At 71.4% G+C, this 25,660-nt stretch carries 24 protein-coding genes; 7 read left to right on the forward strand and 17 right to left on the reverse strand.

What is annotated here, in order from left to right:
• Positions 1 to 90: 90 nt before the first annotated feature.
• Together ACFWGN_RS09765 and ACFWGN_RS09770 are read right to left on the reverse strand one after the other, a co-directional pair.
• Positions 91 to 672 carry a DUF1772 domain-containing protein gene (locus ACFWGN_RS09765; protein WP_377616672.1) on the reverse strand — a complete coding sequence of 194 codons (582 nt, stop codon included), beginning with the start codon at positions 670 to 672 and terminating at the stop codon, positions 91 to 93.
• Complete coding sequence (locus ACFWGN_RS09770; protein ID WP_377616673.1) at positions 672 to 1,589, reverse strand: NmrA family transcriptional regulator; 918 nt, start codon at positions 1,587 to 1,589, stop codon at positions 672 to 674. Before ACFWGN_RS09770 ends, ACFWGN_RS09765 begins: the two co-directional genes overlap by 1 nt.
• Before the next feature lie 135 nt (positions 1,590 to 1,724).
• On the opposite strand from ACFWGN_RS09770, the gene ACFWGN_RS09775 reads away from it, so the two are divergent.
• Both ACFWGN_RS09775 and ACFWGN_RS09780 read left to right on the forward strand, forming a co-directional pair.
• Positions 1,725 to 2,738, forward strand: a complete 1,014-nt coding sequence (locus tag ACFWGN_RS09775) for an AraC family transcriptional regulator (RefSeq protein WP_377616674.1) — start codon at positions 1,725 to 1,727, stop codon at positions 2,736 to 2,738.
• A gap of 269 nt (positions 2,739 to 3,007) precedes the next feature.
• A complete protein-coding gene (locus ACFWGN_RS09780) occupies positions 3,008 to 3,499 on the forward strand; it encodes a nitroreductase family deazaflavin-dependent oxidoreductase (RefSeq protein ID WP_377616675.1) in 492 nt (163 codons plus the stop codon).
• 195 nt (positions 3,500 to 3,694) lie between these two features.
• On the opposite strand, the gene ACFWGN_RS09785 is transcribed toward ACFWGN_RS09780, so the two are convergent.
• A complete protein-coding gene (locus ACFWGN_RS09785) occupies positions 3,695 to 4,348 on the reverse strand; it encodes an NAD(P)-dependent oxidoreductase (protein ID WP_377616676.1) in 654 nt (217 codons plus the stop codon).
• Positions 4,345 to 4,983, reverse strand: a complete 639-nt coding sequence (locus tag ACFWGN_RS09790) for a TetR/AcrR family transcriptional regulator (RefSeq protein ID WP_377616677.1) — start codon at positions 4,981 to 4,983, stop codon at positions 4,345 to 4,347. Before ACFWGN_RS09790 ends, ACFWGN_RS09785 begins: the two co-directional genes overlap by 4 nt.
• 154 nt (positions 4,984 to 5,137) lie before the next feature.
• Between ACFWGN_RS09790 and ACFWGN_RS09795 the strand changes: the two genes are divergently transcribed.
• From ACFWGN_RS09795 to ACFWGN_RS09805, 3 genes are all read left to right on the forward strand, one after another.
• Positions 5,138 to 5,743 carry an HhH-GPD-type base excision DNA repair protein gene (locus ACFWGN_RS09795; protein ID WP_377616678.1) on the forward strand — a complete coding sequence of 202 codons (606 nt, stop codon included), beginning with the start codon at positions 5,138 to 5,140 and terminating at the stop codon, positions 5,741 to 5,743.
• Between the two features lie 34 nt (positions 5,744 to 5,777).
• Positions 5,778 to 6,086 carry an SIMPL domain-containing protein gene (locus tag ACFWGN_RS09800; protein ID WP_377616679.1) on the forward strand — a complete coding sequence of 103 codons (309 nt, stop codon included), beginning with the start codon at positions 5,778 to 5,780 and terminating at the stop codon, positions 6,084 to 6,086.
• Positions 6,087 to 6,206: 120 nt separating this feature from the next.
• Complete coding sequence (locus tag ACFWGN_RS09805) at positions 6,207 to 6,572, forward strand: VOC family protein (RefSeq protein WP_377616695.1); 366 nt, start codon at positions 6,207 to 6,209, stop codon at positions 6,570 to 6,572.
• A 180-nt stretch (positions 6,573 to 6,752) separates the two neighbouring features.
• Here the strand turns inward: ACFWGN_RS09805 and ACFWGN_RS09810 are convergent, their stop codons facing one another.
• From ACFWGN_RS09810 to ACFWGN_RS09840, 7 genes are all read right to left on the reverse strand, one after another.
• Positions 6,753 to 7,430 carry a hypothetical protein gene (locus ACFWGN_RS09810; RefSeq protein ID WP_377616680.1) on the reverse strand — a complete coding sequence of 226 codons (678 nt, stop codon included), beginning with the start codon at positions 7,428 to 7,430 and terminating at the stop codon, positions 6,753 to 6,755.
• 179 nt (positions 7,431 to 7,609) lie between these two features.
• Complete coding sequence (locus ACFWGN_RS09815) at positions 7,610 to 8,284, reverse strand: DUF6318 family protein (RefSeq protein WP_377616681.1); 675 nt, start codon at positions 8,282 to 8,284, stop codon at positions 7,610 to 7,612.
• Between the two features lie 372 nt (positions 8,285 to 8,656).
• Positions 8,657 to 9,046, reverse strand: coding sequence for a hypothetical protein (locus ACFWGN_RS09820; protein ID WP_377616682.1), 390 nt, complete (start codon positions 9,044 to 9,046; stop codon positions 8,657 to 8,659).
• A 274-nt stretch (positions 9,047 to 9,320) separates the two neighbouring features.
• Positions 9,321 to 9,845 carry a hypothetical protein gene (locus ACFWGN_RS09825; RefSeq protein ID WP_377616683.1) on the reverse strand — a complete coding sequence of 175 codons (525 nt, stop codon included), beginning with the start codon at positions 9,843 to 9,845 and terminating at the stop codon, positions 9,321 to 9,323.
• Between the two features lie 127 nt (positions 9,846 to 9,972).
• Positions 9,973 to 10,851 (reverse strand): coenzyme F420-0:L-glutamate ligase, encoded by an 879-nt coding sequence (gene cofE, locus ACFWGN_RS09830; RefSeq protein WP_377616696.1) that lies wholly within the window; start codon positions 10,849 to 10,851, stop codon positions 9,973 to 9,975.
• Between the two features lie 101 nt (positions 10,852 to 10,952).
• A complete protein-coding gene (locus ACFWGN_RS09835) occupies positions 10,953 to 11,951 on the reverse strand; it encodes a TIGR03557 family F420-dependent LLM class oxidoreductase (RefSeq protein ID WP_138824860.1) in 999 nt (332 codons plus the stop codon).
• Positions 11,952 to 12,065: 114 nt separating this feature from the next.
• Positions 12,066 to 13,940, reverse strand: coding sequence for a DUF4914 family protein (locus tag ACFWGN_RS09840; RefSeq protein WP_377616697.1), 1,875 nt, complete (start codon positions 13,938 to 13,940; stop codon positions 12,066 to 12,068).
• Between the two features lie 345 nt (positions 13,941 to 14,285).
• On the opposite strand from ACFWGN_RS09840, the gene valS reads away from it, so the two are divergent.
• On the forward strand, positions 14,286 to 17,021 hold the full coding sequence (gene valS / locus ACFWGN_RS09845; RefSeq protein WP_377616684.1) for a valine--tRNA ligase: 2,736 nt from the start codon (positions 14,286 to 14,288) through the stop codon (positions 17,019 to 17,021).
• 76 nt (positions 17,022 to 17,097) lie between these two features.
• Here the strand turns inward: valS and ACFWGN_RS09850 are convergent, their stop codons facing one another.
• On the reverse strand, positions 17,098 to 18,297 hold the full coding sequence (locus ACFWGN_RS09850) for a Vms1/Ankzf1 family peptidyl-tRNA hydrolase (RefSeq protein WP_191805254.1): 1,200 nt from the start codon (positions 18,295 to 18,297) through the stop codon (positions 17,098 to 17,100).
• 291 nt (positions 18,298 to 18,588) lie between these two features.
• Positions 18,589 to 18,942, reverse strand: a complete 354-nt coding sequence (locus tag ACFWGN_RS09855) for a chorismate mutase (protein ID WP_377616685.1) — start codon at positions 18,940 to 18,942, stop codon at positions 18,589 to 18,591.
• 109 nt (positions 18,943 to 19,051) lie between these two features.
• On the opposite strand from ACFWGN_RS09855, the gene ACFWGN_RS09860 reads away from it, so the two are divergent.
• Positions 19,052 to 20,872, forward strand: coding sequence for a long-chain fatty acid--CoA ligase (locus ACFWGN_RS09860; protein ID WP_191805256.1), 1,821 nt, complete (start codon positions 19,052 to 19,054; stop codon positions 20,870 to 20,872).
• Between the two features lie 134 nt (positions 20,873 to 21,006).
• Here ACFWGN_RS09860 and clpX read toward each other — a convergent pair whose 3' ends face one another.
• From clpX to ACFWGN_RS09880, 4 genes are all read right to left on the reverse strand, one after another.
• Positions 21,007 to 22,278, reverse strand: coding sequence for an ATP-dependent Clp protease ATP-binding subunit ClpX (clpX, locus tag ACFWGN_RS09865; protein WP_056648595.1), 1,272 nt, complete (start codon positions 22,276 to 22,278; stop codon positions 21,007 to 21,009).
• A gap of 148 nt (positions 22,279 to 22,426) precedes the next feature.
• The gene (locus ACFWGN_RS09870; protein WP_082608699.1) at positions 22,427 to 23,146 is read right to left on the reverse strand and encodes an ATP-dependent Clp protease proteolytic subunit; all 720 of its coding nucleotides are present in this window, start codon (positions 23,144 to 23,146) and stop codon (positions 22,427 to 22,429) included.
• 50 nt (positions 23,147 to 23,196) lie between these two features.
• Complete coding sequence (locus ACFWGN_RS09875; protein WP_369800567.1) at positions 23,197 to 23,817, reverse strand: ATP-dependent Clp protease proteolytic subunit; 621 nt, start codon at positions 23,815 to 23,817, stop codon at positions 23,197 to 23,199.
• Positions 23,818 to 24,017: 200 nt separating this feature from the next.
• Complete coding sequence (locus ACFWGN_RS09880; RefSeq protein WP_377616686.1) at positions 24,018 to 25,319, reverse strand: hypothetical protein; 1,302 nt, start codon at positions 25,317 to 25,319, stop codon at positions 24,018 to 24,020.
• Between the last annotated feature and the right edge of the window lie 341 nt (positions 25,320 to 25,660).

A 25,660-nucleotide genomic window follows, 5' to 3' on the forward strand; every position in this document is an offset into this window, starting at 1 on the left:
TGCGCTGAGTGCGGAGTTCTTGCGCGACTCGCCGGGCGTGTCTCACCAGGACTCCGCACTCACGGTTCGCCCGCTGCCCGACGGCGCCGCTCACCCCGCGAGTCGCGTCACGAGTCCCAGGACCAGGAGCAGGGCGGCCACCCCGCACGCCAGGGTCCGCACGTGGTTCCAGGCGACCCAACGCCCGAGGAAGACCGCCCAGACCTGGTCTCGCTCCGCCGTCGGGCCGGTGGGGCGAACCCTCGTCCCACCCGACCCTCGACCTGAGGGTGAGGCTTCGGCCGACCGTCGACCCGAGGTCGAGACCGCCGCTTCCGCAGCCTCGAGGCGGTCGTTGAGCGGGACGTTGACGGCCGACGTCACCCCGATGCCGCCCACAAGATAGGCGACGGCCGCGGCCAGGACGAGCACCGTGCCCGCCTCGCCCAGCCGCGTCGCGGCCACGACGCCGAGGACCGTCACGAGCCCGGTCGTCACGACCAGGAGAGACCCGAACGGGGCCCTGGTCGCGTGGCGGTTGATCGAGGCCATCGCGGTCGCTCCGACGTCGGGCGCGACCGAGCGCAGGCCCGCCATGACGAAGGTCGAGAACGCGAGGAGCACTCCCCCGACGAGCGCGCAGCCGACCGATGCCACCACGACCGCCCACCCGAAGGCCCCGAGCGCGCCCATCAGTGCACCCCGTCCAGGACGGCAGGCTGGGCCGGCGGGGCCGGCGGGGAGCCGACCGGCACCCAGGCCGCGGCCTCACGACGCGCGAACTCGGCGAAGTCGCTCGGCTCGCGACCGAGCGCCTCGTGCACGCCGTGCGTCAGGTGCTCGTTGCGTCCGTCGAGGACCTCCTCGAACAGGTAGCGGGTGAGCTCGACGACGTCGGCGGGGACGCCCGCGGCGGTCAGGCCGGCCGCGAACTCGTCGCCCGTGACGGTCACGAGCCGGACGGCCCGGCCGCTCGCCGCCCCGACCTCCGCGAGCGCCTCGCCGAAGGTCAGCAGCCGGGGCCCCGTGAGCTCGTAGATCCGGCCCGCGTGCCCGTCCTCCGTGAGCGCCGCGACCGCGACGTCGGCCACGTCCTCGAGGTCGACGAACGGCTCGACCACGGCGTCGACGGGGAGCGGGACCACGCCGTCGAGCACGGGGTCCAGCAGGAAGCTCTCGCTGAAGTTCTGCGCGAACCACGCGCAGCGCACGACCGTGCGCGCGGGGAACGCCTGGGCGACGAGCTCCTCGGCACGCTGCGCCTCGGGCTCGCCGCGACCCGAGAGCAGCACGAGGCGCTGCACGCCCACGCGCGCCGCGACCCGGGCGAAGTCGGCGACGACCTCGGGAACTCCGGGGGCCGCGAGGTCCGGTGCGACAGCGACGTAGGCGGCGTCGGCCCCCGCGAGCGCCGGCGCCCAGGTTGCGGGGTCGTCCCAGTCGAGCCTGGTCTCGGTGCTCCGCGAGACGGGGCGGACGGCGATGCCCCGCGCTGCGAGGCGGGCCGCGACACGGCGCCCGGTCTTGCCCGTCGCGCCGACGACGGCGACGAGGGACGGGAGACCGGCGTCGCCGGTCGGGGTGGTGGGGTGCGGCTGGTTCGTGGTCATGGCGGTCTCCTGTGATCGGTCGTCCGTGCTGTGGTTCGAGTCAACCGGTCTCCGGCGAGACGATCCATGGTCGAACGGCTCGGCGGCATGTCCGTTCGTCTTCCGTCGAGGACGCGGTGGGCGTACGGTCGGGACATGGACGCTGTCGCCGGGCTCCTCGACGGCCCCCGCGCGCGGGGCGCCTTCCTGCTGCGCTCGCTCCTCGCGCCGCCGTGGTCGATGCGCATCGAGGACGAGGCGCCCCTGACGCTCGTGCCCGTCGTGCGCGGGTCGGCCTGGATCGGGATGGACGCCGGCCCGCAGCCCCACGAACCACCGCTCGAGGCGCACCTCGACGAGGGCGACGTCGCTCTCGTGCGCGGGCCCCGCCACTACACCGTGGCCGACTCCCCCGGGACGGCGCCGCAGATGGTGAGCGACGCCGTCGGCGCCTGCCGGGCGGTCGGCGACGCCCCCTCTCCCCTGGTCGACCTCGGCGTCCGGACCTGGGGCAACGACCCCGACGGGCCGACCGTGCTGCTGACCGGGACCTACCCGCTCGACGGCGAGGTGGGTGGCCGACTGCTGAGCGTGCTGCCCCCGCTCGTGGTTCTGCGCCGCGGGGACCTCGACGCCGACCTCGTCTCGTTGCTCGCGCGCGAGGTCTCGCAGGACCGCCCCGGCCAGGAGGCCGTGCTCGACCGGTTGCTCGACGTCCTGCTCATCGGCGCGCTGCGCGCATGGCTCGACCGCGGCGAGGCCCCGGGGTGGTACCGCGCAGACGCCGACCCGGTCGTCGGGCACGCGTTGCGACTCATGCACCACGACCCGGCCAGGGCCTGGACGGTCGAGTCGCTCGCGCGGACCGTCGGGCTGTCACGGGCCGCGTTCTCGCGTCGCTTCACCGAGCTCGTGGGCGAGCCGCCCATGAGCTACCTCACGGGATGGCGGCTGACCCTCGCCGCAGACCTGCTGCTCGAGCCCGGGGCGACCGTCGGCTCGGTGGCACGGCAGGTCGGGTACGGGACACCGTTCGCACTGAGCGCCGCGTTCACGCGTGTGCGCGGCATGAGCCCGACGGCGCACCGGGAGCGTGCGGGGGCCGGGACGGCGGCTGTGGCTGGGCCGGGGCCGGGATCGGGGGCGGGGGCGGGGGCGGGGGCGGCCTGACGGTCCGTCTCGCGCGGCTCCGGGGACTCCTCGGGTGCCGAGCACGAGGTTGCGGTCGATATGGCGGGCCTGGCGATCGCAAGGTCGTGCTCGCGTGCACACAACCTCGTGCTCGACGCGTGGCCCGCCGTCGCACCGGAGCCGCGACGCCGGTGCCGGTGCCGGTGCCGGTGCCGGTGCCGGTGCCGGTGCCGGTGCCGACCATACGTTTGGCGTCGCGATCCGGGCCCAGGACGACGACAACCACATGCTCGGAGGACGGCTTCCGCATGCTCGGCACGATCGGCTGCCTGCGCCCGGGCACCGTGCGCTGGCCGCACCGTGCGCGGGCGCGCACCATGGCTGACATGCCCATCCCGCACCTGGTCACCCGGACCAACAAGCGGTACCTCAACCCGCTCGTGCTTCGCGTGTCGTCACGCGTGCCGCCGTTCGCGACGGTCCACCATCGCGGTCGACGCAGCGGACGGCCGTTCACGACCCCGGTGCTGGCGTTCCGCGAACCGTCGTCGGCCACTGGGCCGCGCGAGGTCCGCGTGGTCATCGCGCTGACCTACGGATCAGACGTCGACTGGCTCAAGAACGTCGAGGCCGTCGGGTTGTTCGGGCTCACGCGAGGTGGGCGCGGGTACGTCGTCGACGACCTGCGACGGCTCCACGGCGACGCGGGTCTCCAGCTCGTGCCGGGCGTGATCAGGGTCGCCCTGCGGGGGCTGCGGGTGGTCGACTTCCTCGACGGACAGGTGGGTCCGCCCCGTTGAGGGGCCCGCCTGTCACCACCGGGGCCGCCGTCGGCGTCGCGCCCTACCGGCCGCCCCCGCCCGATCGGCCGGCCGGCCGGAGTCACCATTCGCCCGAAGGGGACGCTCGCCGTCCGGCACGCCCGGCCCCGTAGGCCGGACCCCTAGGCCGGACGTCTCGGCCCCGTGCCGCCTCGCAGACGCCACCGTGCGGGCTCACCGCGCCGCGGGGCGCCAGCCGTTCGGCGTCGTGACCAGGACCCGCTGGCCCACGTAGCCCGGGTCGGTGGCGATCTGCACGAGCGCCCTGCCCGCGTTCGCGAACGGCAGGGTCGGCAGTCCCGGGACCTTGCCGACCTCGTCGAGCGGCTCGACGGCCTCGGAAGCCAGCGCGGGTGCGCTCTTGAGGTTCACGGGGTACGCGATCGTCCAGCGGAGGGCCGTTCCCGGCAGGACCACCTCGGACGCAGCCTTGTCCTTGAACATCGACGCGATGACCGTGCTGTAGATCAGGCGCGCGAACCAGGAGGCCTTGGCCGCGGTGTCACCCACGCCGAACGCCGAGACCAGCACGAACCGGTCGACACCCGCCTTCTCGAGCCCCTCCACGATCGTGGGCAGGGTGCGCTGCATGAAGGTCTTGTCCTTGGCGGGGCCGCCCACGGCCGAGACGACCACGTCCGCGCCGCGCATGGCGTCTGCCAGCGCGGAGGAGTCGTCGAGGTTGCCCCCGACGACGGTCACTCCAGGACGCGTCTGCACCGCCTCGGGGCGACGGGCGTACGCGACGACCTCGTGGCCCGACGCGACGGCCTGCTCGACAACCTGCGACCCGATGTTGCCGGTAGCACCCAGCACGGCGATCTTCATGAGTTGTTCTCCCTGGTCGATGGTTCGATGCTGTCTTCCTCGCCGCTCCCGAGCACGAGGGGCGAGCCGGTCACGACACCCAGCGCGCGCAGGCAGAGCCCGAGGACCTGCTCGCGCGGGACCGACGAGCCGCCACCGCTCTCGCGCGCGACCTCCTCGACGAACCCCAGCCAGCCCCCGACCGCGAGGCGCGACAGGGTGGTGTCGGCCAGGTCGAGGTAGTCCAGGATCCGTTCGACCTGGACCGCGTGGTTCGCGGCGGCGAGTTCGTGCACGAGCGCCGGAGCCGAGGCGTGCGGTGCGTACAGGGCACGCAGCTGACCGCTGCTGGCCGAGAAGTGGTCGAGATACGCACCCAGCGCGCGCTCGAGGTTCTCGCGGGCGCTGCGCCCGGGCAGCGGTGAGGTCGCCGCCAGGATGGCCTCTGCCTCGCGCCGCAGGACGGCGTCGAGCAGCGAGTCCTTGCCCGGGAAGTAGTGGTAGACGAGCGCCCGGGTGACCCCGGCCTCCTGCGCGATGTCGCGCACCGAGACCGCATCGAACCCCTCGCGCGCAAAGCGCTCGGACGCCACACGCAGGATCTGCTCGCGGCGCTCGTCGGGGCTGAGGCGGCTCGCCTCACTGTTGTTTGACACATGTCAAACTGTAGGCGCCTGTTTGACACGCGTCGAACACGTCGGGCGCCGGGCGCCCCCACGGTCCGGAGAGGGCTCGTGGACCTGGCGCCGCCCCGCTGGCTCCAGGCATGCCGGCCCGGCGGCAGCTCGACCCGGCTGCCATGATGGGGTCATGGCACACGACCTGTGGTTCACCGGCGACCCGGAAGCCGACGCGCTGCTGTCCACGGACCCGTTCGCACTGCTCATCGGCATGCTCCTCGACCAGCAGGTCACCATGGAGTCGGCGTTCGCGGGGCCCCTCAAGATCTCCCAGCGCATGGACGGGTTCGACGTGCACCGCATCGCCTCCGCCGAGCCCGAGGCGTTCGCCGCGATGGCCGCCACTCCCCCGGCGATCCACCGCTACCCGGGGTCCATGGCGGGCCGCGTGCAGGCCGTGGCCCAGGTCGTCGACGAGCAGTACGACGGCGACGTCACGCGCCTGTGGACCGACCCCGGACCCGACGGCGGCGCCCCGGACGGGGCACTCGTCCTCAAGCGGCTCAAGGCGCTGCCCGGCTTCGGGGAGCAGAAGGCGAAGATCTTCCTCGCGCTCCTCGGCAAGCAGTACGGCGTCCAGCCCGAGGGGTGGCGCGAGGCCGCGGGGGCCTACGGCGAGGAAGGGTCGCGACGCTCGATCGCCGACGTCGTCGACCAGCACTCGCTCGACCAGGTGCGCGAGACCAAGAAGGCGGCCAAGGCCGCCGCGAAGGCCGAACGGGCAGTCAAGGGCTGACGCTCCGGCACCCCACCGGGACGCTCCCGGCGCGGTGTATCTTCGCTCGCATGCGCTCACGGACGCCCGACGCGACTCCCTCCAGCGGGAGGTGCGCGCCGACGCCGCACGAGACTCGGTCGAGCGTGCCCGCGCCTACGCCGCCGCCCTCGGGTACGACGACGTGCGACTCCTCGCTCTGTTCGAGGACGGACTGCGCCCCAACGTCTCCGGAGGGGTCGGTGGGGCCGGCACGAGCGTGCGCGGCGCGCCGCCCGCGCCGGGCGGTGCGAAGGCCTTCGAGATGAGGCCCGACGACATCGTCGTCACGGCGGCGGTCACCGCCGACTTCGAGGTGGTCTGAGGAGCGGGCGCCACGGACCCCGTGAGTCTGCCCTGCGTGCGGCTGGGAGAGCCTGCGCACCACCCCGCGCGTAGCGTGGGAGGAGGGCACGGTCCCGTGCCCGCTCCCTGGGAGGACCTCATGGCTCACGGCGACATCACGCACATCGACATCCCCGTCGGCGACACCGACCGTGCCCGCGCGTTCTACAGCGGGTTGTTCGGCTGGGACATCGCCGAGGCCCCCGGTTTCGAGGGGTACCCCATGTGGCGGGCCCCCAACCAGATCAGCGGCGGCGGCCTCGCCCCGCGCGAGGAAGGGTTCACGAGCCCCCGCAGCTACGTCGAGGTCGACTCGATCGAGGAGTCGCTGGCTCAGGTCGAGGCCCTCGGCGGCAAGGTGCTCATGGGTAAGTCGCAGATCAGCCCGACGAGCTGGTGGGCGGTCTTCGAGGACCTCGACGGGAACCGGCTCGGGCTCTACGAGGGCGTCACCACGATGGACTGAGCCGGGGTCGCGCCACCGGGGCGGCGCTCCTCTGGTTCGTTCGCGTCGGACGACCTGCCCGCCCTCAGGTCGCGGAGCGACGTCCGTCGAACAAGAGGGCCCGAGCCGGACGTCCTGTCGCGACGAGCTCCGTGCCCCCTGCAGGACGGCCTGATCATGCACGGCCCCGTCTCGTGGAGGTCAGTCGAGGGGGTCGGTGACCAGGCGCGAGCGGGCCTCGTAGATGGTCAGGGGTGGGGCGGTGGCGGTGGTGCGGGCGGTGCCGGTGATGGGGGTCCAGGTCGGTGTGCCGGTGATCTGGAAGCGTCCTTGCCAGGTGGTGTCGAGTCTGATGGTGGCCGTGCCCTCGTGCGTGTAGGTGTGGAAGACGCTCTGGTCGGGGTAGGGGGCGCCGGGGTCGGTCGTCCGGGTCGGGGTGGTGCCGTCGTCGTAGTCCCAGGTGTAGGTCGTGGGGGTGGCCTCGATCGTGACCGGGATGCCGAGCAGGGTCGCGGCGAAGGTCTGCGGGGTGGGGGTCGTGTAGGTGATGGTCTCGAGGTTGACCAGGGTCCACCCGTCCGGGGGTTGGACCGTGACCGGTGACGGGGTGATCGTCAGTCGTTGGAACTCGATCTCGGCCAACGGTGCGAGGTCGACCGCGGTCAGGCAGTCGCCCTCGTTGAGCAAGGTCCAGCCGGTCAGGGCGGTGATGGTTCCGTCCGGGTTGTTGGTCCAGGACTGCACGAAGACGGGCTCCAACGCGATCTCGCCCTCTGGGCACGAGACCTGGAAGGTCCCTTCGACCTCGCCGTCGGCGCACGACCCGATCTGGCCCTTGGTCGTGGTGAAGTCCGCGTTGTGGCACAAGGCGGCGGGCATCCGCCGGTACTCGAAGGACGCCGGGGTTCCGTCAGCATTCTTCGGACGATGGGCGGTGCCGTCGGCAGAGACGTCGGTGGCCTTGAGGTCGAACCCGTCGTCTCTTGCGTCTACCTCGAGGTCCGAAGGCGATGTTGCCAGGGTGGCCGCCAGAAGTACCGAGATTGCCAGCATCGAAGTCACTCTTCGGTTCCTACCGTGAGAACACGCCAGTTTGTTCCATCGTTGAGCATCTCAACGCGCAACTGGCCAGAGAATCCGCTCTGGCGATCCTTCTCCGTCCCATCGGAGTCACGAATAACCGCCTCGCGCTGTTCCATCTGCACATCCAGTGGGTAGCCTCCTATGAGCGAATCCAGCGGATAGGTACTCACTACAGCTACCGAGACCTCCCCGCCTTCGTATGTCTCCGCCGCGGCTGCGCGCTGAATCTGTCGTTCCTTTGATGAGGTACAGAAGGTGCAGAGATCGGCCCATGTCATTGCGTCCCACTCGACGAAGTCCCCCGTCGCCATCACGTACGGGTAGAGCTCCAAGAAGTACGTCGCTGCCGCCGCTGCACCGACCTCGTCGGTACGGTCCATGTCAGCGGGTCGCTCGGGCTTGACGGGCCCTGTCGGGGTCGGGGTCGGCGTCGGCGTGGGGCTCGGAGCCTGGCTCACGACCGGCGGCGTCTTCTCCACCTCCGGCGCAGGCGTCGAGCAGCCCCCCAGGACCACTCCCATGCCGATCACCAGCGCAATCGCTCCCACCGACCACGACCGACCCCAGTCGCCGCGCTCGTGTCGACGCCCAGCGCCCCACACACCCCCGCGCGCACGCGCGGCAGCCCTGTGCAACCCCTGCCAACCCATCCCTGCCCCCTCGGTAGGTACCGGCACAGGGCCACACCGCCCCCCACCTCCCAGGAACCTAACGGGTCAAACCACCACCCCACCAGCCCCCGTCCCAGGCTGTGGACAACCAGGCACCGCCACCACCAACGAGCGCCAACCACGACGATCGACCACCCACCAACCCGACACCACCCGGCCACCGCCGACGGCGCGACCAAGCCCCCACCCACGACGAACATGCGGTTGGCATCCCACGAACAGGCGGTTGCCATCCCCCTGGCCCCGAATCACGACGACAACCGCATGCTCGGCACCGACGAGACCCATCGACGTCACAGGCGGAGGGCGCGGCGGAGCCGGGCGGAGCCTGGCCTGCCACCTGGAACCTGCTCACGCCGACCCGAACGCGATCCTTCCGTCGGGGTCGCTCGCACGTCGCGGCCGCAGCCGTGCCGGCGCCGGCCACGGCAGTTCGTGCCGGACGACCGGCGCGTCGATCGCCCCGAAGTCGTCGGTCTGGACCACGACGCGCTCGGGCGTGACCTCGACGAGCCGGACGCGGACCGGGTCCGGACCCTCGCCGTCGAGCATCCAGACGTCGGCGAGCCAGGACAGGCCGGTGCCGTCGAGAGCCTCCTCGGCGTCGAGCCAGTCGACCGGGCCGGTGAGGTCGTGCCCCAGCAACGAGACGGCGACCCAGGCATCGCCGTCGGGCCGGATCCACCCGATGTGGTCACGGTCCTCGGGGCGGCGGTGCGGGATCCAGGAGGCAGGCAGCATCCAGGAACGATAGCGAGCGGCCGGCCGATCCGCCCAGGAGATTCGGCCCGGCGCCGGCTCCGGATGACGGAAGCCGTCGCCCTGGAGCGTCCAGCCCTGGCGGCCACGACCATGCGGTTGGCGTCCCACGAGCATGCGGTCGGCGTCCCTCAGGGCCCGAGATGCGACGACAACCGCATGCTCGGCACCCGGGTCGGGCCCCGGGGCACCAGAGTGGGCGAGTCGTCAGAGACGGCGAGGCACCAGAGTGGGCGAGGCACCGGGGTCACCGCGGTCACCCTTCACCGCCGGCACCGGCACCGCGGCCGCGGTTCGTCGCCGCGACGTGCCGGATCCGGTGGGTCCGACCGCCCCCGGCGAGGGCGTCCAGGACGTCGGCACGGGTCGCGGAGCTCGCGGTGCGCAGCTGGAGCCAGTCGGACCAGCCGTCGACGCCCAGACCTTCGTCCGCACGTCGGAGCCCATCGCCCACCGCAGCGACGGCACCCGACACCGACTCGAGGATCTCCAGCTCCGCGGCCCGCCGGGCCACGAAGTCGGCCACCGTCCATTCGCTCGTGAGGGCCACCCAGCGTTCCCTGTCTACCGACGGGACACGCTCGAGAGCGGCGACGACCACCCCGCTCGCCATGACCTGGTCGTCGTCCTCGGCGACGGCAGCGGCCACCAGGTCGTGCAGGCCCCGCCCGAGCGCCTGGTCGTAGAGCGCCCACCGGACGTGCTCGTCGGCCAGGTCGCCGGAGAACGCGAGTTCCCGTGCGAGCCGGCTCAGGTCCGCTCCCGGTTCCTGCCTCGTCATCCGCCACCCCAGCAGTCATCGAGCACGACCTTCCGTTCAGCCGACCACGACCTTGCGGTCGCCACACCCCTCAGAACGACCACAACCTCGTTCTCGGCACCCGGGCCCTCGTTCTCGGCACCCGACGTCAACCCTGCTGCGGATTCCCCGTCCCCTCGCGGAACCCCTCGGCAAACCCATCGCGATACCCGTCCGCGTACCCGGCCTCGCGCGCGACGTGCTCAGCCTCCCCGGGGTCGACCGCCGCAGCCCCAGCCGGGCCTGCAGCACCGCGCCCATCGGTCACGCCCCGCGCGTACGCCTCCGCGGAGCCCTCACGGAACATGTCGGTTCCCGAGTCCCGCACGAGCACGCGCGCCCCCGGCCCGTCGTCGTCGGTCACGAACCGCCCGAGCCCGCGCACGACGGCCACGGGGCGCCCCGCGGCCTTGCCCCGGACGAGCTCGGAGGCCGCGGCGATCTGGTCCGCGACGGCCGTCACGGTCACCGACAGCTCACGCCCGTGCGAGTCGACGCCGCCGCGCAGGTCGTCGAGCGCGACCACCCCGGCGACACCGATCGCCAGGTCGGTGAGCCCCTCGCGCCAGGCCCGCCCGGCGGTGTCGGACACGACGACCCCGACCCTCACCCCGAACCGTTCCGCGAGCGCCGCCCGCAGCGCGCGCGCCGAGGCGTCGGGGTCGACGGGCAGCAGCAGCACGGTGCCCTCGGGGGTGTTGGACGCGTCGACGCCTGCGGCGGCCATGACGAGGCCGAGCCGGTTCTCGACGATCCGCAGCACTCCCCCGGGCGACGGCCGGGTGGCCACGACGCGCACGGTCTCGTCGGTGATCGCCTGCTCACGGTCGGTGGCCGCGACCACGCGCCCCTCGGCCTTGGACACGACCTTGCTCGTCACGACCACGACGTCACCCTCGCGCAGCCCGCCCTCGCGGTCGAGCGCGTCCCCCACGATGCGCGCCAGGTCGTCACCGGGCGAGATCTCCCCGATGCCCGACGGCGCCACGACCGTGAAGCGCGTGTCGTCGCCCGCGGCGCGCCCCGCCCCGGGCGACGCCTGCCGCTCGGCGCGAGCTCCGCCGTCGGGCAGCGGGACGGACGTGCCCGTCACCGGACGAGCTTCGGCAGGACGTCGCGCGAGAACGTGTCGATCCACTCGCGCTGGTTGCGGCCCACGTTGTGGAGGTAGATGCGGTCGAAGCCCAGGTCGACGAACTTCTGGATGTAGGCGCGGTGCACGTCCGGGTCGGACGAGATGACCAGGCGCCCCTCGAAGTCCTCGGGCCGCACGAGCTTGGCCATCTGCTCGAAGTCGAACGGCGAGCGGATGTCGGCCTTGGGGAACTTCATGCCGCCGTTGGGCCACTCGGTCATGGCGTTCGTCAGCGCCTCCTCGTCGGTCTCGGCCCACGACATGTGGAGCTGGAGCACCTTGGGCATGGTCTGGGGATCACGGCCGGACTCGCGGACGCCGTCGTCGAACTTCCCGAACAGCATCGAGATCTTCTCGAGCGGCGCTCCCACGGTGATGAGGCCGTCGGCGTGCTTGCCCGCGCGCTTGGCCGTGACGGGCCCCGCGGTCGCGACGAGGATCTCGGGGGCGACCTCGGGCATGGTCCACAGCCGCGTGGACTCGTGCTTGTAGAACTGCCCCGAGTGCTTGGTGTCCTTGCCCGCGAGCGACGCGGCGAAGAGCTTCTTGATGATGTCGATGGCCTCGAACATGCGGTTGATGCGCTCGGGGGCCTCGGGCCAGTACTGCGCCGTGACGTGCTCGTTGAGCGCCTCGCCCGAGCCCAGGCCCAGCCAGTGGCGCCCCGGGTACATCGCGGCGAGCGTCGCAGAGGCCTGCGCGACCATCGCGGGGTGCCAGCGGAAGGTGGGCGCCGTGACGCCGGGCCCCAGGTCGCCGCGCGTGCGCTCGCCGAGGGCCGACAGGACGTTCCACACGAACGCCGAGTGCCCCTGCGCGGGGACCCAGGGCTGGAAGTGGTCCGCGGCCATGACGCCGGAGAATCCCTTGCTCTCCGCATACTCGGAGAGGGCGATCACCTCGGTCGGGTGGAACTGCTCGAGCATGGCGGCGTAGCCGATCGTCAAGTCCATGGACCGACCTTAGTACGGGCGCCCCGCGCCCGAGCGCCGGTATCTGATACTCGTCGGAGGACGGCCGCCCGGTCGTGCGGACCGGGCGACCGCCCTCTTCTCAGCAGGCCTCGATCAGGTGAACAGCGGGGTGAGCGCGGCGTACTCCTCGACCGATCCGTCGCGCAGGCACACCTCGATGATCTGGCGACCCAGGGGGTCCAGGTCGTCGGTGAGGAACTGCTGCAGCTCGCTCTTGAAGAAGTCCGTGATGATCCTGGCCCCCTCGTCGTAGGCCTCGACGCCCACCTGGGACTGCATCTCGGGCTTGAGGAACGTGGGGCGGACGAGCTGCCCGTCGATCTTCATCTCCTGGAGCGTGTAGCCGAACAGGGGGCAGCGCGAGGGGGTCAGCTCCTCGGTGCGGATCTTGCCGCCGCCGCGGCGCGCGAGGTACTCGCGCGTGAGCCACTCGGCCGCGAAGTCGACCTTGTACGCCCCGATGTGCTGGTTGGGCGTGAGCACGTAGCGGGTCCGGTCCATGTCGACGAGCTGGCGCAGCAGCAGGTTCGCGGCCGCGACCTTGGTGCCGGTCGAGAAGGGCCAGTACGACCCCACGCCCTCGGCGACCATGCCGCCGTGCGCCAGCTTGTCGGTCGCGGTCTTGGACTCGCCGATCGACGGGTTCTTGTCCCCGCGCGGGGCGATGAGCCGCCAGATCCACGCGAGCGACGGCGGCACGATGTGCATCATGCCCATGATCCCGTAGGTCGGGTTGTCGCGGGTGCAGGCCGGCATCCGGGCGCCGAAGGTGCGTACGTCGACCTCCTCGGCCCCCGTGACGTCGGTCAGGAGGTGGCGGGGCACGACCACGCGCGGGTTGGGGCAGCGCTTGCCCGTCGAGTCGAGCGTGTGCTCCCAGGGCAGCACGGTCGCGTCCGGCACGCCGTCGATGTTGAAGAAGACGAGCGGCTGGTCGGGGTGGATGCAGGCCCGCTCGAGGTGCGCGTCCTGGCCGTAGCCCGTGAGGTTGTCGACGCGCACGAACCACCCGTCCTCGGCGTCGGCGACCACGAGCCGTCCGTCGCCGGTCTGCAGGTCGACGTGGCACAGGGTCATGTCGTCGGTCACGGGGTCCAGGGCGCTCGTCTCGCCCAGGTTGATGACGTAGGGCTCGTCGGTCACGACGTTCGTGCCCAGCAGGATGCGCCCGTCCTCCTGTCGGCGGATCTCCTGGCACATCTCGGACTTGCCGCCGCCCGAGGCGCCCTCGTGCATGATCACGGTCTCGTTCTCGTACGGGGTCGTGACCCGGACCGAGGACGCGTGCGCGGTGACCCACCCCTCCTGCTCGCCGACGTCGAGGAGCACCGAGAACACACCCTTCTTGGCGCTGGGACCCGGGTACAGGTTGTAGGCGAAGACCTCGTGCAGCGTCTCGGAGCGGTCGTGGACCACGACCTGGCGGCCCTCGAAGTGGGTGTGCCGGAAGGGCGGGGCGACGTAGAGGATCGAGCGCGGCTCGAACGGGCCGAGCTCGTCGAACGTGACCCAGCCCTGCAGGTCCACGAGGGTCAGGGCGAAGAACGCCGAGTTGACCGGGCAGATCGCGAGCGACGGGTAGCCGTGCGTGAGGCCGCCGGCCTTGAAGGGCACGACGACGAGGTCCTGGCCCGCGAGCCAGTCGAGCGTCTCGGCCTTGACCGCGTCGAACTCGGCGCCGAACACGTCGCGGTAGCGCGGCTTGTCGGTCGGCAGGTCGTCGGCGATGCGCATGCAGTCGGGGTCACGGCGACGCATGTAGTCCTCGGGATAGTTCACCGCGATGCCGTTCTTGCACCGGACGACCTCGGCCTCGGGGACGAGCGTGCCGAACACGTCGTACTCGACCGTGAACCTCGGCCCACCCTGAGGTCCGAGCGACAGCTGGTAGAGCTCCTCGCGGGACGAGGGGACGATGATGTTCGCGCACGCGTCCAGGGCGGCCTGGACAGCGGGGGGAAGGACCATGCCCGCGGGGATGCCGGCGGGAAGGACGCCGGCGTCGCGCACGGCCGCGCTGTCGATCAGTGTCATGTGCTACTCCAAGGTCGGGCCTCGCAGAAGGCGGCGGGGAGACAGGGCGCACCCACGTACGCCCACGCCTTTGCTTGAAGGTTACGAGTCGATGACCTAGCCAACCAGGGACCTTGGACCTTTGTTCATTCGGGAAAACTCGACGGGCCCTCACCCGGAGGCGCCTCCGGGGGGCGACGGGGACCCCGACCCCCCTCCGTCGAGCGCTCCGTCGCGCCCGTCCCGTCCGGTGAGCGGCCGTTTTACGGACGCCCCGGAGATTCTGGGAGAATGTCGACCATGAGTTCACCCGCCGAGGGCACCACGCCCGCACCCGCCTCCCCGACCGCCGCTGCACCCGCCCCCGTCGAGGGCACCGAGGTAGTCCGTGCCGTGGTCGGAGAGGTACCGGACAAGGTGAGCCTCGACGGCCTCGAGGCCAAGTTCGACGCCGCCTGGAAGGAACAGGGCACCTACGCGTTCGACCGCTCCAAGACCCGCGAGCAGGTCTACTCGATCGACACCCCGCCACCCACGGTCTCCGGCTCGCTGCACGTCGGGCACGTGTTCTCCTACACGCACACCGACGTCGTCGCGCGCTTCCAGCGCATGCGCGGCCGCGAGGTCTTCTACCCCATGGGTTGGGACGACAACGGCCTGCCGACCGAGCGCCGCGTGCAGAACTACTACGGCGTGCGCTGCGACCCGACGCTGCCCTACGTCGAGGGCTACGAGCCCCCGCTCCAGGGAGCCGAGGGCAAGAGCGTCAAGGCCGCCGACCAGCAGCCCGTCTCGCGACGCAACTTCGTCGAGCTGTGCGAGCGCCTGACGGCCGAGGACGAGGTCCAGTTCGAGGAGCTGTGGCGCCGCCTGGGCCTGTCGGTCGACTGGTCGCACCACTACCAGACCATCGGCGTCCCGGCCCGCATCGTGGCGCAGAAGGCGTTCCTGCGGAACCTCTCGCGCGGCGAGGCGTACCAGTCCGAGGCCCCGGGCCTGTGGGACGTCACGTTCCAGACGGCCGTGGCGCAGGCCGAGCTCGAGGCGCGCGACTACCCCGGCCACTTCCACAAGGTCGCGTTCCACGCGCCCGGCGGCGAGAAGGTCTACATCGAGACCACGCGCCCCGAGCTGCTCGCGGCCTGCGTCGCGCTCATCGCGCACCCCGACGACGAGCGCTACCAGGGCCTGTTCGGCACCACGGTCACGTCCCCCCTGTTCGACGTCGAGGTGCCCGTCCTGGCGCACCCCGCCGCGCAGATGGACAAGGGCGCGGGCATCGCGATGTGCTGCACCTTCGGTGACCTGACCGACGTCCAGTGGTGGCGCGAGCTCCAGCTCCCCACGCGCTCGATCATCAACCGCGACGGGCGCATCACGCGCGAGACACCGGCCTGGCTCACGTCCGAGCGCGCGGTCGCGCTGTTCGAGGAGATCGCGGGCAAGACGACGTTCTCGGCCCGCGCGGCCGTGGTCGACGCGCTGCGCGAGACGGGCGACCTGGACGGCGAGCCCGTCGCGACCCAGCGCAAGGCGAACTTCTTCGAGAAGGGCGACAAGCCCCTCGAGATCGTCACCTCGCGCCAGTGGTACATCCGCAACGGCGGGCGCGACGTGCCGCTGCGCGAGGAGCTGCTCGAGCGCGGGCGCGAGCTCAAGTTCCACCCCGAGTTCATGCAGGTGCGCTACGAGAACTGGGTGGGTGGCCTCAACGGCGACTGGCTCGTCTCGCGCCAGCGCTTCTTCGGCGTCGCCATCCCGCTGTGGTACCCCGTCCTGGAGTCGGGCGAGACCGACTACGAGCACCCGATCGTCCCCGACGAGGCGCTCCTGCCGATCGACCCGTCCTCGGACGTCCCGGCCGGCTACACGGCCGAGCAGCGGGGCCTGCCCGGTGGGTTCGTCGGTGAGCCCGACGTCATGGACACCTGGGCCACCTCGTCGCTGACCCCGCAGATCGCGGGCGGCTGGGAGTCGGACCCGGACCTGTTCGAGCGCGTCTTCCCCATGGACCTGCGCCCCCAGGGCCAGGACATCATCCGCACGTGGCTCTTCTCCACGGTCGTCCGCTCGCACCTCGAGCACGGCTCGCTGCCCTGGACCAACGCCGCGATCTCGGGCTGGATCCTGGACCCCGACCGCAAGAAGATGTCCAAGTCCAAGGGCAACGTCGTGACCCCCATGGGTCTGCTCGAGGAGCACGGCTCGGACGCGGTCCGCTACTGGGCCGCCTCGGCGCGCCTCGGCACCGACGCGGCGTTCGAGGTCGGCCAGATGAAGATCGGCCGCCGCCTCGCGATCAAGGTCCTCAACGCGTCCAAGTTCGCGCTGTCGTTCGGCGGCAGCGAGATCACGCTCGACCCGGCCCTCGTGACCGAGCCGATCGACCGGGCGATGCTCGCGGGCCTTGCCGACGTCGTGGACCGCGCGACCGAGGCGCTCGAGGGCTACGACCACACGCGCGCCCTGGAGCTCTCGGAGACGTTCTTCTGGACGTTCTGCGACGACTACCTCGAGCTCGTCAAGGACCGCGCCTACGGTGCCGGAGCCGGGCCCGACGACGTCACGTCCGAGACGCAGTCGGCTCGCGTCGCGCTCGCCCTGGCTCTCGACACCCTCCTGCGTCTGTTCGCGCCCTACCTGCCGTTCGCGACCGAAGAGGTGTGGTCGTGGTGGCGCACGGGTTCGGTGCATCGCGCGCCGTGGCCCACGTCCGCAGGTCTGCGTGCCGGTGCGGGCGACGCCGACCCCGCGGTCCTGACGGCAGCCGGGCATGCGCTGGCCGCGCTGCGCAAGGTCAAGTCCGAGGCCAAGGTGTCCATGCGCACCCCGATCCTCGCAGCCGAGCTCGCCGTCCCGGCCGCCGCGATCGAGGGCGTCCGGGCCGCCGAGTTCGACGTCCGCGGCGCCGGTCGCGTGACCGGGTCGTTCGACGTCGTCGAGGCCGCCGAGGGCCAGGGCGACCCGGCCGTCCAGGGCGGGATCGTCGTCGTGCACTCGGAGCTCGGTGAGCCCGAGGTCCGCAACCGCGGCTGACGCTCCCCCACGCAGCACGACGCAGGGCCCCGACCGCACGTGCGGTCGGGGCCCTGCGTCGTCCGTCAGACCGGGGTCAGACGATCTCTCCCCGGAGCCTCTTGTCGTCTCCCGACATGGTCGCGGCCACCTCGTTGGGCGTCCCGTCGTCGTTCCACCGCAGCGTGGCCCCGACGCCCTCGATGAGGTCGACGCTCCCGTCGGGCGAGAACGTGAGGCCCGCGTCCTGGCCGATCGCCGCGCGGACCAGAGCCACCGTCGCGGGCAGCTCCTCGATCCCCTCGCTCACGCCCAGGTCCGTGATGTCCGTGCGCGCGGAACCGATGTGCAGCGGGCTCGGCCCGATCCACAGCGTGCGCCCGTCGAGCTCGGTGTCCTGACCGTACTCGTCGGCCAGGATGAGCTCCTTGACCTGCCCGCGCGACAGCACGGCGACCACGTCCTCGAGCGAGGTCACCGCGGCGGCCTCGCGGCCCTGCTCCTGGCGGAACTCGGCGAGCACGGACTCGCGGCGACGCTCACGGAAGCTCGCGAGCGCGTCCGCGACCTTGGCCTCGAACGCCGCCTCGTTGATGCCGGGTCCCCGGCCGCCCCCCGCGACCTCGACCACGAGCTCGTCGGTGGCCTTGGTGAGCGCCGCCCGCACGAGCGGGACCGCCCGGACGTCTCCCGTGATGAGGATCAGCTCGGGACGGTGCTCGAGGACCTGTCGGTCGAGCTCGGCTGCCACCGCCTCGGCGTTGCGGTCCCACGAGTCCTCGGCCCGCGTCTCGATCCGCTTGTGCGACAGCCCGCCCGTGCGGACCTTGTTGATGACGTCGTGCCCGCCCTCCACGGACTCGGCGTCGCCGTAGGGCAGGTGCCCACCGGCGACCGACCAGGTGATGTCCGCCCCCTGACGGTCGACCACGACGCGGACGTAGTCCACGGACTCGTCGGCCGCCCGGGCGGCCTGCAGCAGCGCGGGGACCGGGCCCCAGAGGCCCTTGGTCACCGCGGGCGGGTCCTTCAGCACGCGGTCGACGAGGACCCCCTCCTCGTCGGCGATGAGGACGCGGCCGTGCGGTCCGGGCATCCTCGTGGGCAGGGTGACGGACTCCTCGAGCTCGTCGATGATGCTTGCCGGCGCTCCCGCGTTCGCGAGGGCTCGGCGCACGCCCTTCCACCGGTTCTCGACCTCGCGATCACCCGCCTCGTTGGAACGCGTCGCGTCGAGGTAGACGGTCGCGAAGGGGCCGGGGTGGCCGAGCAGGGGCTTGAGCCAGTCGATCTTCATGCAGGCACCTCTAGACATCCATCGTCGGAGGGACGGTCGGAGGCCGACCGCCCCGATGTCCTCACCAGCCTGGTGCACGGGCCCGGCGACCGCCACCGGGGGCGACCGTCCGGGCTCGCGACCCGGGCTCGTGCCCCGGCAGGGCCCGCAGCCGCGCCCACGTCGCGTCCCTGGATGGCGCGCCGTGTCCGACGCCGCGCCTCCGAAGCTCCCTGAAAGCCCACCGGAAGGCCTCCGCGAGGCAGGCGAGGGCCGCCTGCGAGGCCCGCGCCGGACGCCTCGGAGGACGCCTCAGGAGTAGGTGTCCAGCACGGGCGCCTCGCCCTGGTGCGCCTCGGCGATGCTGCGGTGGTGGCGGATGACCTCGCTCACGATGAACTCGCGGAACTGCTCGGCGAACGCCGGGTCGAGACCCGAGGCCTCGGCGATGCCGGTCAGGCGTTCGATCTGCTGCTGGTCCCTTGCGGGGTCCGCGGGCGGGAGTCCACCCTGGGCCTTGAGCTCACCCACGCGGCGCGTGAACTTGAACCGCTCGGCGAGGAGGTGGACCAGCGCGGCGTCGATGTTGTCGATGCTCTGGCGGAGGGTGAGGATCTCGGGGGGCACGGGCGGCACCTGCGTGCCGTCGGCGTGGGGCTCGGTCATCCGTCGATCCTAGGCACCCGCGAGCCCCCGGGAGCACGGCCGGAAGAACATGAGACGCCGGGTACGCAGTAAAGTCGGTCCTTGCCCCACCACTCACCGGAGAGTAGACATGACCGAATTCGCGTCGCCGAGCCTCGTCGAGGTACCGGCCACCAGCAGCATCAGCACCCTTCTCACCGACCGCGCGGAGCGGTCCGGTGACGACGCGGTGATCGAGCGACGCCTCACGCAGGGCGGCCCCTGGCAGCCCGTCACCGCTCGAGCCTTCGACGACGAGGTGATCGCGGTCGCCCGCGGCCTGGTCGCGCGCGGCGTCGCCGCAGGAGACCGTGTCGCGATCATGTCGCGCACGCGCTACGAGTGGACGCTGCTCGACTTCGCGATCTGGGCCGCAGGGGCCGTCCCCATCCCGGTCTACGAGACGTCCTCGGCCGACCAGGTCGAGTGGATCCTGTCCGACTCCGAGGTGAGCCTCGTCGTGGTCGAGACGTCCGCGCACGCGCAGGTCGTGGCGAGCGTCCGCGAGCGGCTCCCCCTCCTGCGGGACGTCCTCGTGCTCGACGACGGCGCGGTGGCCGACCTGCAGGCCGCCGGCTCCGCGGTCGAGCGCACCGAGATCGACGCGCGCCGCGCGGGCACGGGACGTGACGACCTCGCGACCATCATCTACACGTCGGGCGCCACGGGGCGCCCCAAGGGCGTCGAGCTCACGCACCTGAACTTCGTGCACCTCGCGCGCAACGGGGTCCAGGGCCTCGGCGAGATCGTCGCGACGCCCGACGCCCGCACGCTCCTGTTCCTGCCCCTGGCGCACGTGTTCGCGCGCTTCATCCAGGTCGTGTGCATCGCGTCGCCTACCGCGGTCCTCGCGCACTCGGCCGACATCAAGCAGCTCGTGCCGGACCTGGGCACGTACAAGCCGACGTTCCTGCTCGCGGTCCCCCGCGTGTTCGAGAAGGTCTACAACGCGGCCGAACAGAAGGCCGGCGCGGGAGCGAAGCGCCGCATCTTCCACTGGGCCGCGAAGGTCGCCATCACCTACTCGCGCGCCCTCGACAAGCCGTCCGGCCCCTCGGTCGTGCTCAAGGCTCAGCACGCGGTGGCCGACCGCCTGGTGTTCACGACGATGCGCGCCGCGCTCGGCGGCGACCTCACGCACTCGATCTCGGGAGGGGCCCCGCTCGGCGAGCGCCTCGGTCACTTCTTCCGCGGGGTCGGTCTGACGATCCTCGAGGGCTACGGCCTGACCGAGACCACGGCCCCGACCGCGGTGAACCTGCCCGGCCGGCTCAAGATCGGCACCGTGGGCCCCGCGTTCCCCGGCACGGCGATCAAGGTCGACCCCGACGGCGAGCTGCTCGTCCGGGGCGACCACGTCTTCCGCGGGTACCACAACCAGCCCGACCTGACGGCCGAGGTCCTCCAGGACGGCTGGTTCCGCACGGGCGACCTCGCCTCGATCGACTCCGACGGCTACCTGCGGATCACGGGTCGCAAGAAGGAGATCATCGTGACCGCGGGCGGCAAGAACGTCGCCCCGGCCCAGCTCGAGGACCGACTGCGCGCCCACCCGCTCGTGAGCCAGGTCGTCGTGGTCGGCGACCAGCGCCCGTTCATCGGCGCCCTGGTCACGCTCGACCCCGAGATGCTCCCGGGATGGCTCTCGACGCACGGCCTGCCCGCCATGGACGTCGCGACGGCCGCCGCGGACCCCACGGTCCTCGCGGCCCTGGACCGCGCCGTGACCCGCGCCAACGAGGCCGTCTCGCGGGCCGAGTCGATCCGCAAGATCCAGGTGCTGACGACCGACTTCACCGAGCACAACGGCTACCTGACCCCGTCGCTCAAGGTCAAGCGCGGGCTGGTCCTCAAGGACTTCTCGACCACGATCGACGACCTGTACGGGTCGCAGGTGTCGGTCGAGGCCTGACCCGCCCCGACGGCCCGGCTCCCCGCCCGGCCGTCGGTCCCCTGGTCGGCCCGACCACGGCCGCTGCCGTACGACGAAGGGCCCGGACCTCACGGTCCGGGCCCTTCGTCGTAGGCAGGCAGGTGCGGCGCCGGTCAGGCGCTCCGCTCGCGCGGCGCCCGCTTGATCGCCGTGCGCGGGATCAGCGTCGGGTTCACGTTGTCGAGCACGGCCTCGCGCGTGATGACCACGCGTTCGACGTCGTCGCGGCTCGGGACGTCGAACATGACCTGCTGGAGGACCTCCTCCATGATCGCGCGCAGCCCGCGGGCACCGGTCCCCCGCAGGAGCGCCTGGTCCGCGATGGCCGCGATCGCGTCGTCCTCGAACTCGAGCTCGACCCCGTCGATCTGGAACATGCGCTGGTACTGCTTGACCAGAGCGTTGCGCGGCTCGGTCAGGATGCGTACCAGGGCGTCGGTGTCGAGCTTGGCGACCGACGTGATGATCGGCAGACGACCGATGAACTCGGGGATGAGCCCGTACTTCTGCAGGTCCTCGGGGCGCACCTCGGCGAAGAGGTCCGCCTCCTCGTGCGTGTCCATGGGGGCACCGAAGCCCACGCCGCGCTTGCGCGAGCGGGTCGCGACGATCTCGTCGAGCCCGGCGAACGCGCCGGCCACGATGAACAGGACGTTCGTCGTGTCGATCTGGATGAACTCCTGGTGCGGGTGCTTGCGCCCACCCTGGGGCGGCACCGACGCCGTGGTGCCCTCGATGATCTTCAGCAGGGCCTGCTGGACGCCCTCTCCCGACACGTCACGGGTGATCGAGGGGTTCTCCGACTTGCGGGCGACCTTGTCGACCTCGTCGATGTAGATGATGCCCGTCTCGGCCTTCTTGACGTCGTAGTCGGCGGCCTGGATGAGCTTGAGGAGGATGTTCTCCACGTCCTCGCCGACGTAGCCGGCCTCGGTGAGCGCCGTGGCGTCCGCGATCGCGAACGGCACGTTGAGCATCTTCGCGAGCGTCTGGGCGAGGTAGGTCTTGCCGGTCCCCGTGGGACCGATCAGCAGGATGTTGGACTTGGCGATCTCCACCTGGGAGTCGTCCGACGGGCGGGCCGTCTCGCCTGCCTGGATCCGCTTGTAGTGGTTGTACACGGCGACGGCCAGCGCTCGCTTGGCGGCGTCCTGGCCGATGATGTACTGCTCGAGGAAGTCGAAGATCTCTCGCGGCTTGGGGAGCTCCACGAGCCCCAGCTCGGCCGCTTCCGACAGCTCTTCCTCGATGATCTCGTTGCAGAGCTCGATGCACTCGTCGCAGATGTACACGCCGGGACCCGCGATGAGCTTCTTGACCTGCTTCTGGGACTTACCGCAGAAGGAACACTTCAGCAGGTCCGCACCATCTCCGATCCGAGCCACTACGAGCCTCCTAGCCTCGGTCTTGCTGCTCCGCCGGTGTCGATGACCCGGTGGTCCGGACGGCACCTGCCGACCTACACCCCATTGCACACCACCGGGGGCCCGTTGTCAGCCGGGCACCCCGGTGGGTCGGGAGGAATTGTCCCGATCAGGGCTTGTTCTGGATGACCGGCTTGCGGCTCTCCAGGACCTGGTCGACCAGGCCGTACTCCAGGGCCTGCTTGGCCGTGAGGATCTTGTCGCGCTCGATGTCCTCGCGGACCTGCTCGACGTCACGACCCGAGTGCATGGCCAGGGTGTCCTCGAGCCACTCGCGCATGCGGATGAGCTCGTTCGCGTGGATCTCGATGTCCGAGGCCTGCGCGTAGCCGCCGCCCTCCATCGCGGGCTGGTGGATCAGCACGCGGGCGTTGGGGAGCGCGAGGCGCTTGCCGGGCTGGCCCGCCGCGAGCAGCACCGCGGCGGCCGAGGCGGCCTGCCCCAGGCACACGGTCTGGATCTGCGGCTTGATGTACTGCATGGTGTCGTACAGCGCCGTCATGGCCGTGAACGAGCCACCGGGCGAGTTGATGTACAGGATGATGTCGCGGTCCGGGTCCTGGCTCTCCAGGACCAGGAGCTGCGCCATGACGTCGTCCGCCGAGGCGTCGTCGACCTGGACACCCAGGAAGATGATGCGGTCCTCGAAGAGCTTGGTGTAGGGGTCCTGGCGCTTGAAGCCGTAGGCCGTGCGCTCCTCGAACTGCGGGAGCACGTAGCGCGAGGACGGCGCGCCGTGCGGGAGCGCGATGCCGCCGCCTGCGCCGGCGCCCGCGAGGCGCTGAGCGGTCGAGATGTACTGCGATTCCTGGCTGGCTGAGTAGCTCAAGGTGTCTCCTCGGGTGGGGTCGTGGACGTGCGGGCGGGTTCTCGGCGAGCTCAGCTGCTCGTCGTGCCGCCGCCACCCGTGACCGACGAAGCGTTCGTCACGACGTGGTCGATGAAGCCGTACTCGAGGGCCTCGGGAGCCGTGAACCAGCTGTCGCGGTCGTTGTCCTTGAGGATCTTCTCGAGGGGCTGGCCGGTCTGCTCGGCCGTCAGCTCGGAGAGGACCTTCTTCATGTGCATGATGAGCTGCGCGTTGATGCGCACGTCGGTCGCCGTGCCGCCGATGCCGCCCGAGGGCTGGTGCATCATGACGCGGGCGTGGGGCGTCGCGTAGCGCTTGCCCTTGGTGCCCGAGGAGAGCAGGAACTGACCCATCGAGGCCGCCATGCCCATCGCGATGGTCGCGACGTCGGGCTGGATGTACTGCATGGTGTCGTAGATCGCCATGCCGGCCGTGATCGACCCGCCGGGCGAGTTGATGTAGAGCCAGATGTCCTTCTCAGGGTCCTCGGCCGCGAGCAGCATCATCTGGGCGCAGATGGCGTTCGCGTTCTCGTCGCGCACCTCCGAGCCCAGCCAGATGATGCGCTCCTTGAGCAGCCGGTTGTAGATGGAGTCGTTCAGGCCGAGTCCCGGCCCCTCGGCTCGTGCCACCGGAAACTGATCGCTCACGTCCATCTCCTTCGTCGTTCCCTCGTCGCTCGCGACGCTCGAACGTCGCGGCTGGTCGGCTCGTCCGTCGTCGACGGAGTCACCGTTGCTGTGACCCTAACGCGGGCAGGGAGCGGAAACCGTCCCGATATCCGGGGTTTTCGCTGTCGGCGCAGGAAGGGCGCCCCCGCTGCCCGACGGCGCCGCTCACCGGGCCCCGATCACGCGCCCCGGGTGTCGCTCGGGGCTCCGCCAGGGTTCCGCGGCCAGAACGCCCACGCAGCGTTGAGCACGCAGAGCACGGCGAAGAACCAGCCCCGCGCAGGGCTGTCGAAGTACGTGAACATCGCGACGGAGACCCCACCGATGACGGGGATGGCGAGGATCTGCCACGTGAGGAACCACCACGGCTTGCGGCGACGAGCACCCTCGAGGTCCAGCCCGGCGGCGCCGAGCCTCCTCGCGAGCGGATCGTCCGCTCCGGTCGCGCTGTCCGCCATGGCCGATCGGAGGAACGACCGGGGGTGCTCCACGACAGCACCTGGCAGCTCGTCGAGCCGGACCTGACCGCGCAGGGCCGCCAGCACCTCGGCCGGGAGCGCCAGGATCGCGGCGAGCTGGTCCAGAGGGTCAGCAGGGTCCTTCGTGGCAAGGAGCTGCCGCAAGGCCTCGGCTCGCGCCTCGTCGAGCCCGAGAGCGGAAGCGACCGCGTCGGGGTCGCTCGGCTCGACCATGATCTCGTCGAGCACGACGTCGGCGATCGACTCGTCGTCGCCTTCGCCGTCAGGCCGCGTCGGGTCGAGCGCCACCCACCCGGGCCCGAACTCGTGCCCGACGACGGCCTTGCCCGCCACCACGAGAAACCCGGACCAACCGCCGTTGACCCACAGGTGGAGCACGGGCCCCTTGGTCGGCCAGAACGCGACCCGGGACACGTCCTCGGTGGACTCCAGCCCGGTCACGATCGTGGTCGCGCGGGTCGTTCCGCTCGCGGGGACCGTCGCGAACCGCACCGGGATCCGCGCGGTGTGCGCGAGCATGGCCGACTCGTGCGGTGGGAAGTCGGCCACGACCACGTCCCGGTACTCGAGGCCGACCGACAGCATCCCTGCGCTGTCCGGGAACGGCCCCTCGTCGAACGAGAGGACCGTGCCGACCCGGACGTCGCCGAACGCCGCCTCGAGGGTCCGGTGGAGCCACGGGGTCCCGGAGGTGGCGACCAGCGCCCACCCCGTCTCCGGGTCCGACAGGAGCCAATCCTCGTCGCGGTCGGCGCCTACCGTGGCGCCGGCAGGTGCGCGTCGGACCGCGACGGGCCGAGGGCCGTCCTTCGCGGAGGCCGCCAGGAGCTTCGCGACGACCCAGTCGGAGGCCCCGACGTGCCTGCCCTCGATCGTCGCACCGACGATCCCTGCGCCCCGCAGGACGTCCGCGAGCCGCAGACGGGCGACCTCGGCGTCCTCCCCGGACGGGACACGGACCGACGCGAAGCACAGCTCGAGAGACGGTTGACGACGCGGCATGGAGGGCTCCCCCGGAGAGCGGCCGCGAACGGCCGAAGGACGATGACGGATCGTGCCCGCCATGACGTTCCTGCGAGGCCTCGATCGCGGCAATCTACCGCCCGGCGGTGACATCCGGAAGGGCCGACCGCCCGTCGGCGCGCCGGTACGACGAAGGCCCCCACCTCCGTCGGCGGATTCCAGCGGTGGTCGCAACACGTTCGGCGTTGATGGTACGGGCCCGGCCGCTCTAGCGGCCGGGCCCGTACTGTTCACAGGAGTGATGCGATGTGGGCGAGGGTGCCGGACTCGATGAGGATGAACAGGCCGAGACCTATGAAGACCACGGGCACGAGCCAGTG

The organism is Oerskovia sp. NPDC060338 (assembly GCF_042726295.1).
Classification (GTDB): Bacteria; Actinomycetota; Actinomycetes; order Actinomycetales; family Cellulomonadaceae; genus Oerskovia; species Oerskovia merdavium.

What these genes read in the sequence shown, in the direction of transcription:
- ACFWGN_RS09835 (WP_138824860.1), bottom strand. Translation starts at nt 11,951, where the DNA reads ATGGACTTGACGATCGGCTACGCCGCCATGCTCGAGCAGTTCCACCCG.
- ACFWGN_RS09795 (WP_377616678.1), top strand. Translation starts at nt 5,138, where the DNA reads ATGGCACACGACCTGTGGTTCACCGGCGACCCGGAAGCCGACGCGCTG.
- ACFWGN_RS09770 (WP_377616673.1), bottom strand. Translation starts at nt 1,589, where the DNA reads ATGACCACGAACCAGCCGCACCCCACCACCCCGACCGGCGACGCCGGT.
- ACFWGN_RS09815 (WP_377616681.1), bottom strand. Translation starts at nt 8,284, where the DNA reads ATGGGTTGGCAGGGGTTGCACAGGGCTGCCGCGCGTGCGCGCGGGGGT.
- ACFWGN_RS09820 (WP_377616682.1), bottom strand. Translation starts at nt 9,046, where the DNA reads ATGCTGCCTGCCTCCTGGATCCCGCACCGCCGCCCCGAGGACCGTGAC.
- ACFWGN_RS09860 (WP_191805256.1), top strand. Translation starts at nt 19,052, where the DNA reads ATGACCGAATTCGCGTCGCCGAGCCTCGTCGAGGTACCGGCCACCAGC.
- ACFWGN_RS09780 (WP_377616675.1), top strand. Translation starts at nt 3,008, where the DNA reads ATGCTCGGCACGATCGGCTGCCTGCGCCCGGGCACCGTGCGCTGGCCG.
- ACFWGN_RS09850 (WP_191805254.1), bottom strand. Translation starts at nt 18,297, where the DNA reads ATGAAGATCGACTGGCTCAAGCCCCTGCTCGGCCACCCCGGCCCCTTC.
- ACFWGN_RS09785 (WP_377616676.1), bottom strand. Translation starts at nt 4,348, where the DNA reads ATGAAGATCGCCGTGCTGGGTGCTACCGGCAACATCGGGTCGCAGGTT.
- ACFWGN_RS09810 (WP_377616680.1), bottom strand. Translation starts at nt 7,430, where the DNA reads ATGCCCGCCGCCTTGTGCCACAACGCGGACTTCACCACGACCAAGGGC.
- ACFWGN_RS09775 (WP_377616674.1), top strand. Translation starts at nt 1,725, where the DNA reads ATGGACGCTGTCGCCGGGCTCCTCGACGGCCCCCGCGCGCGGGGCGCC.
- ACFWGN_RS09765 (WP_377616672.1), bottom strand. Translation starts at nt 672, where the DNA reads ATGGGCGCGCTCGGGGCCTTCGGGTGGGCGGTCGTGGTGGCATCGGTC.
- ACFWGN_RS09840 (WP_377616697.1), bottom strand. Translation starts at nt 13,940, where the DNA reads ATGGTCCTTCCCCCCGCTGTCCAGGCCGCCCTGGACGCGTGCGCGAAC.
- ACFWGN_RS09805 (WP_377616695.1), top strand. Translation starts at nt 6,207, where the DNA reads ATGGCTCACGGCGACATCACGCACATCGACATCCCCGTCGGCGACACC.
- ACFWGN_RS09880 (WP_377616686.1), bottom strand. Translation starts at nt 25,319, where the DNA reads ATGCCGCGTCGTCAACCGTCTCTCGAGCTGTGCTTCGCGTCGGTCCGT.
- ACFWGN_RS09855 (WP_377616685.1), bottom strand. Translation starts at nt 18,942, where the DNA reads ATGACCGAGCCCCACGCCGACGGCACGCAGGTGCCGCCCGTGCCCCCC.
- valS (WP_377616684.1), top strand. Translation starts at nt 14,286, where the DNA reads ATGAGTTCACCCGCCGAGGGCACCACGCCCGCACCCGCCTCCCCGACC.
- ACFWGN_RS09825 (WP_377616683.1), bottom strand. Translation starts at nt 9,845, where the DNA reads ATGACGAGGCAGGAACCGGGAGCGGACCTGAGCCGGCTCGCACGGGAA.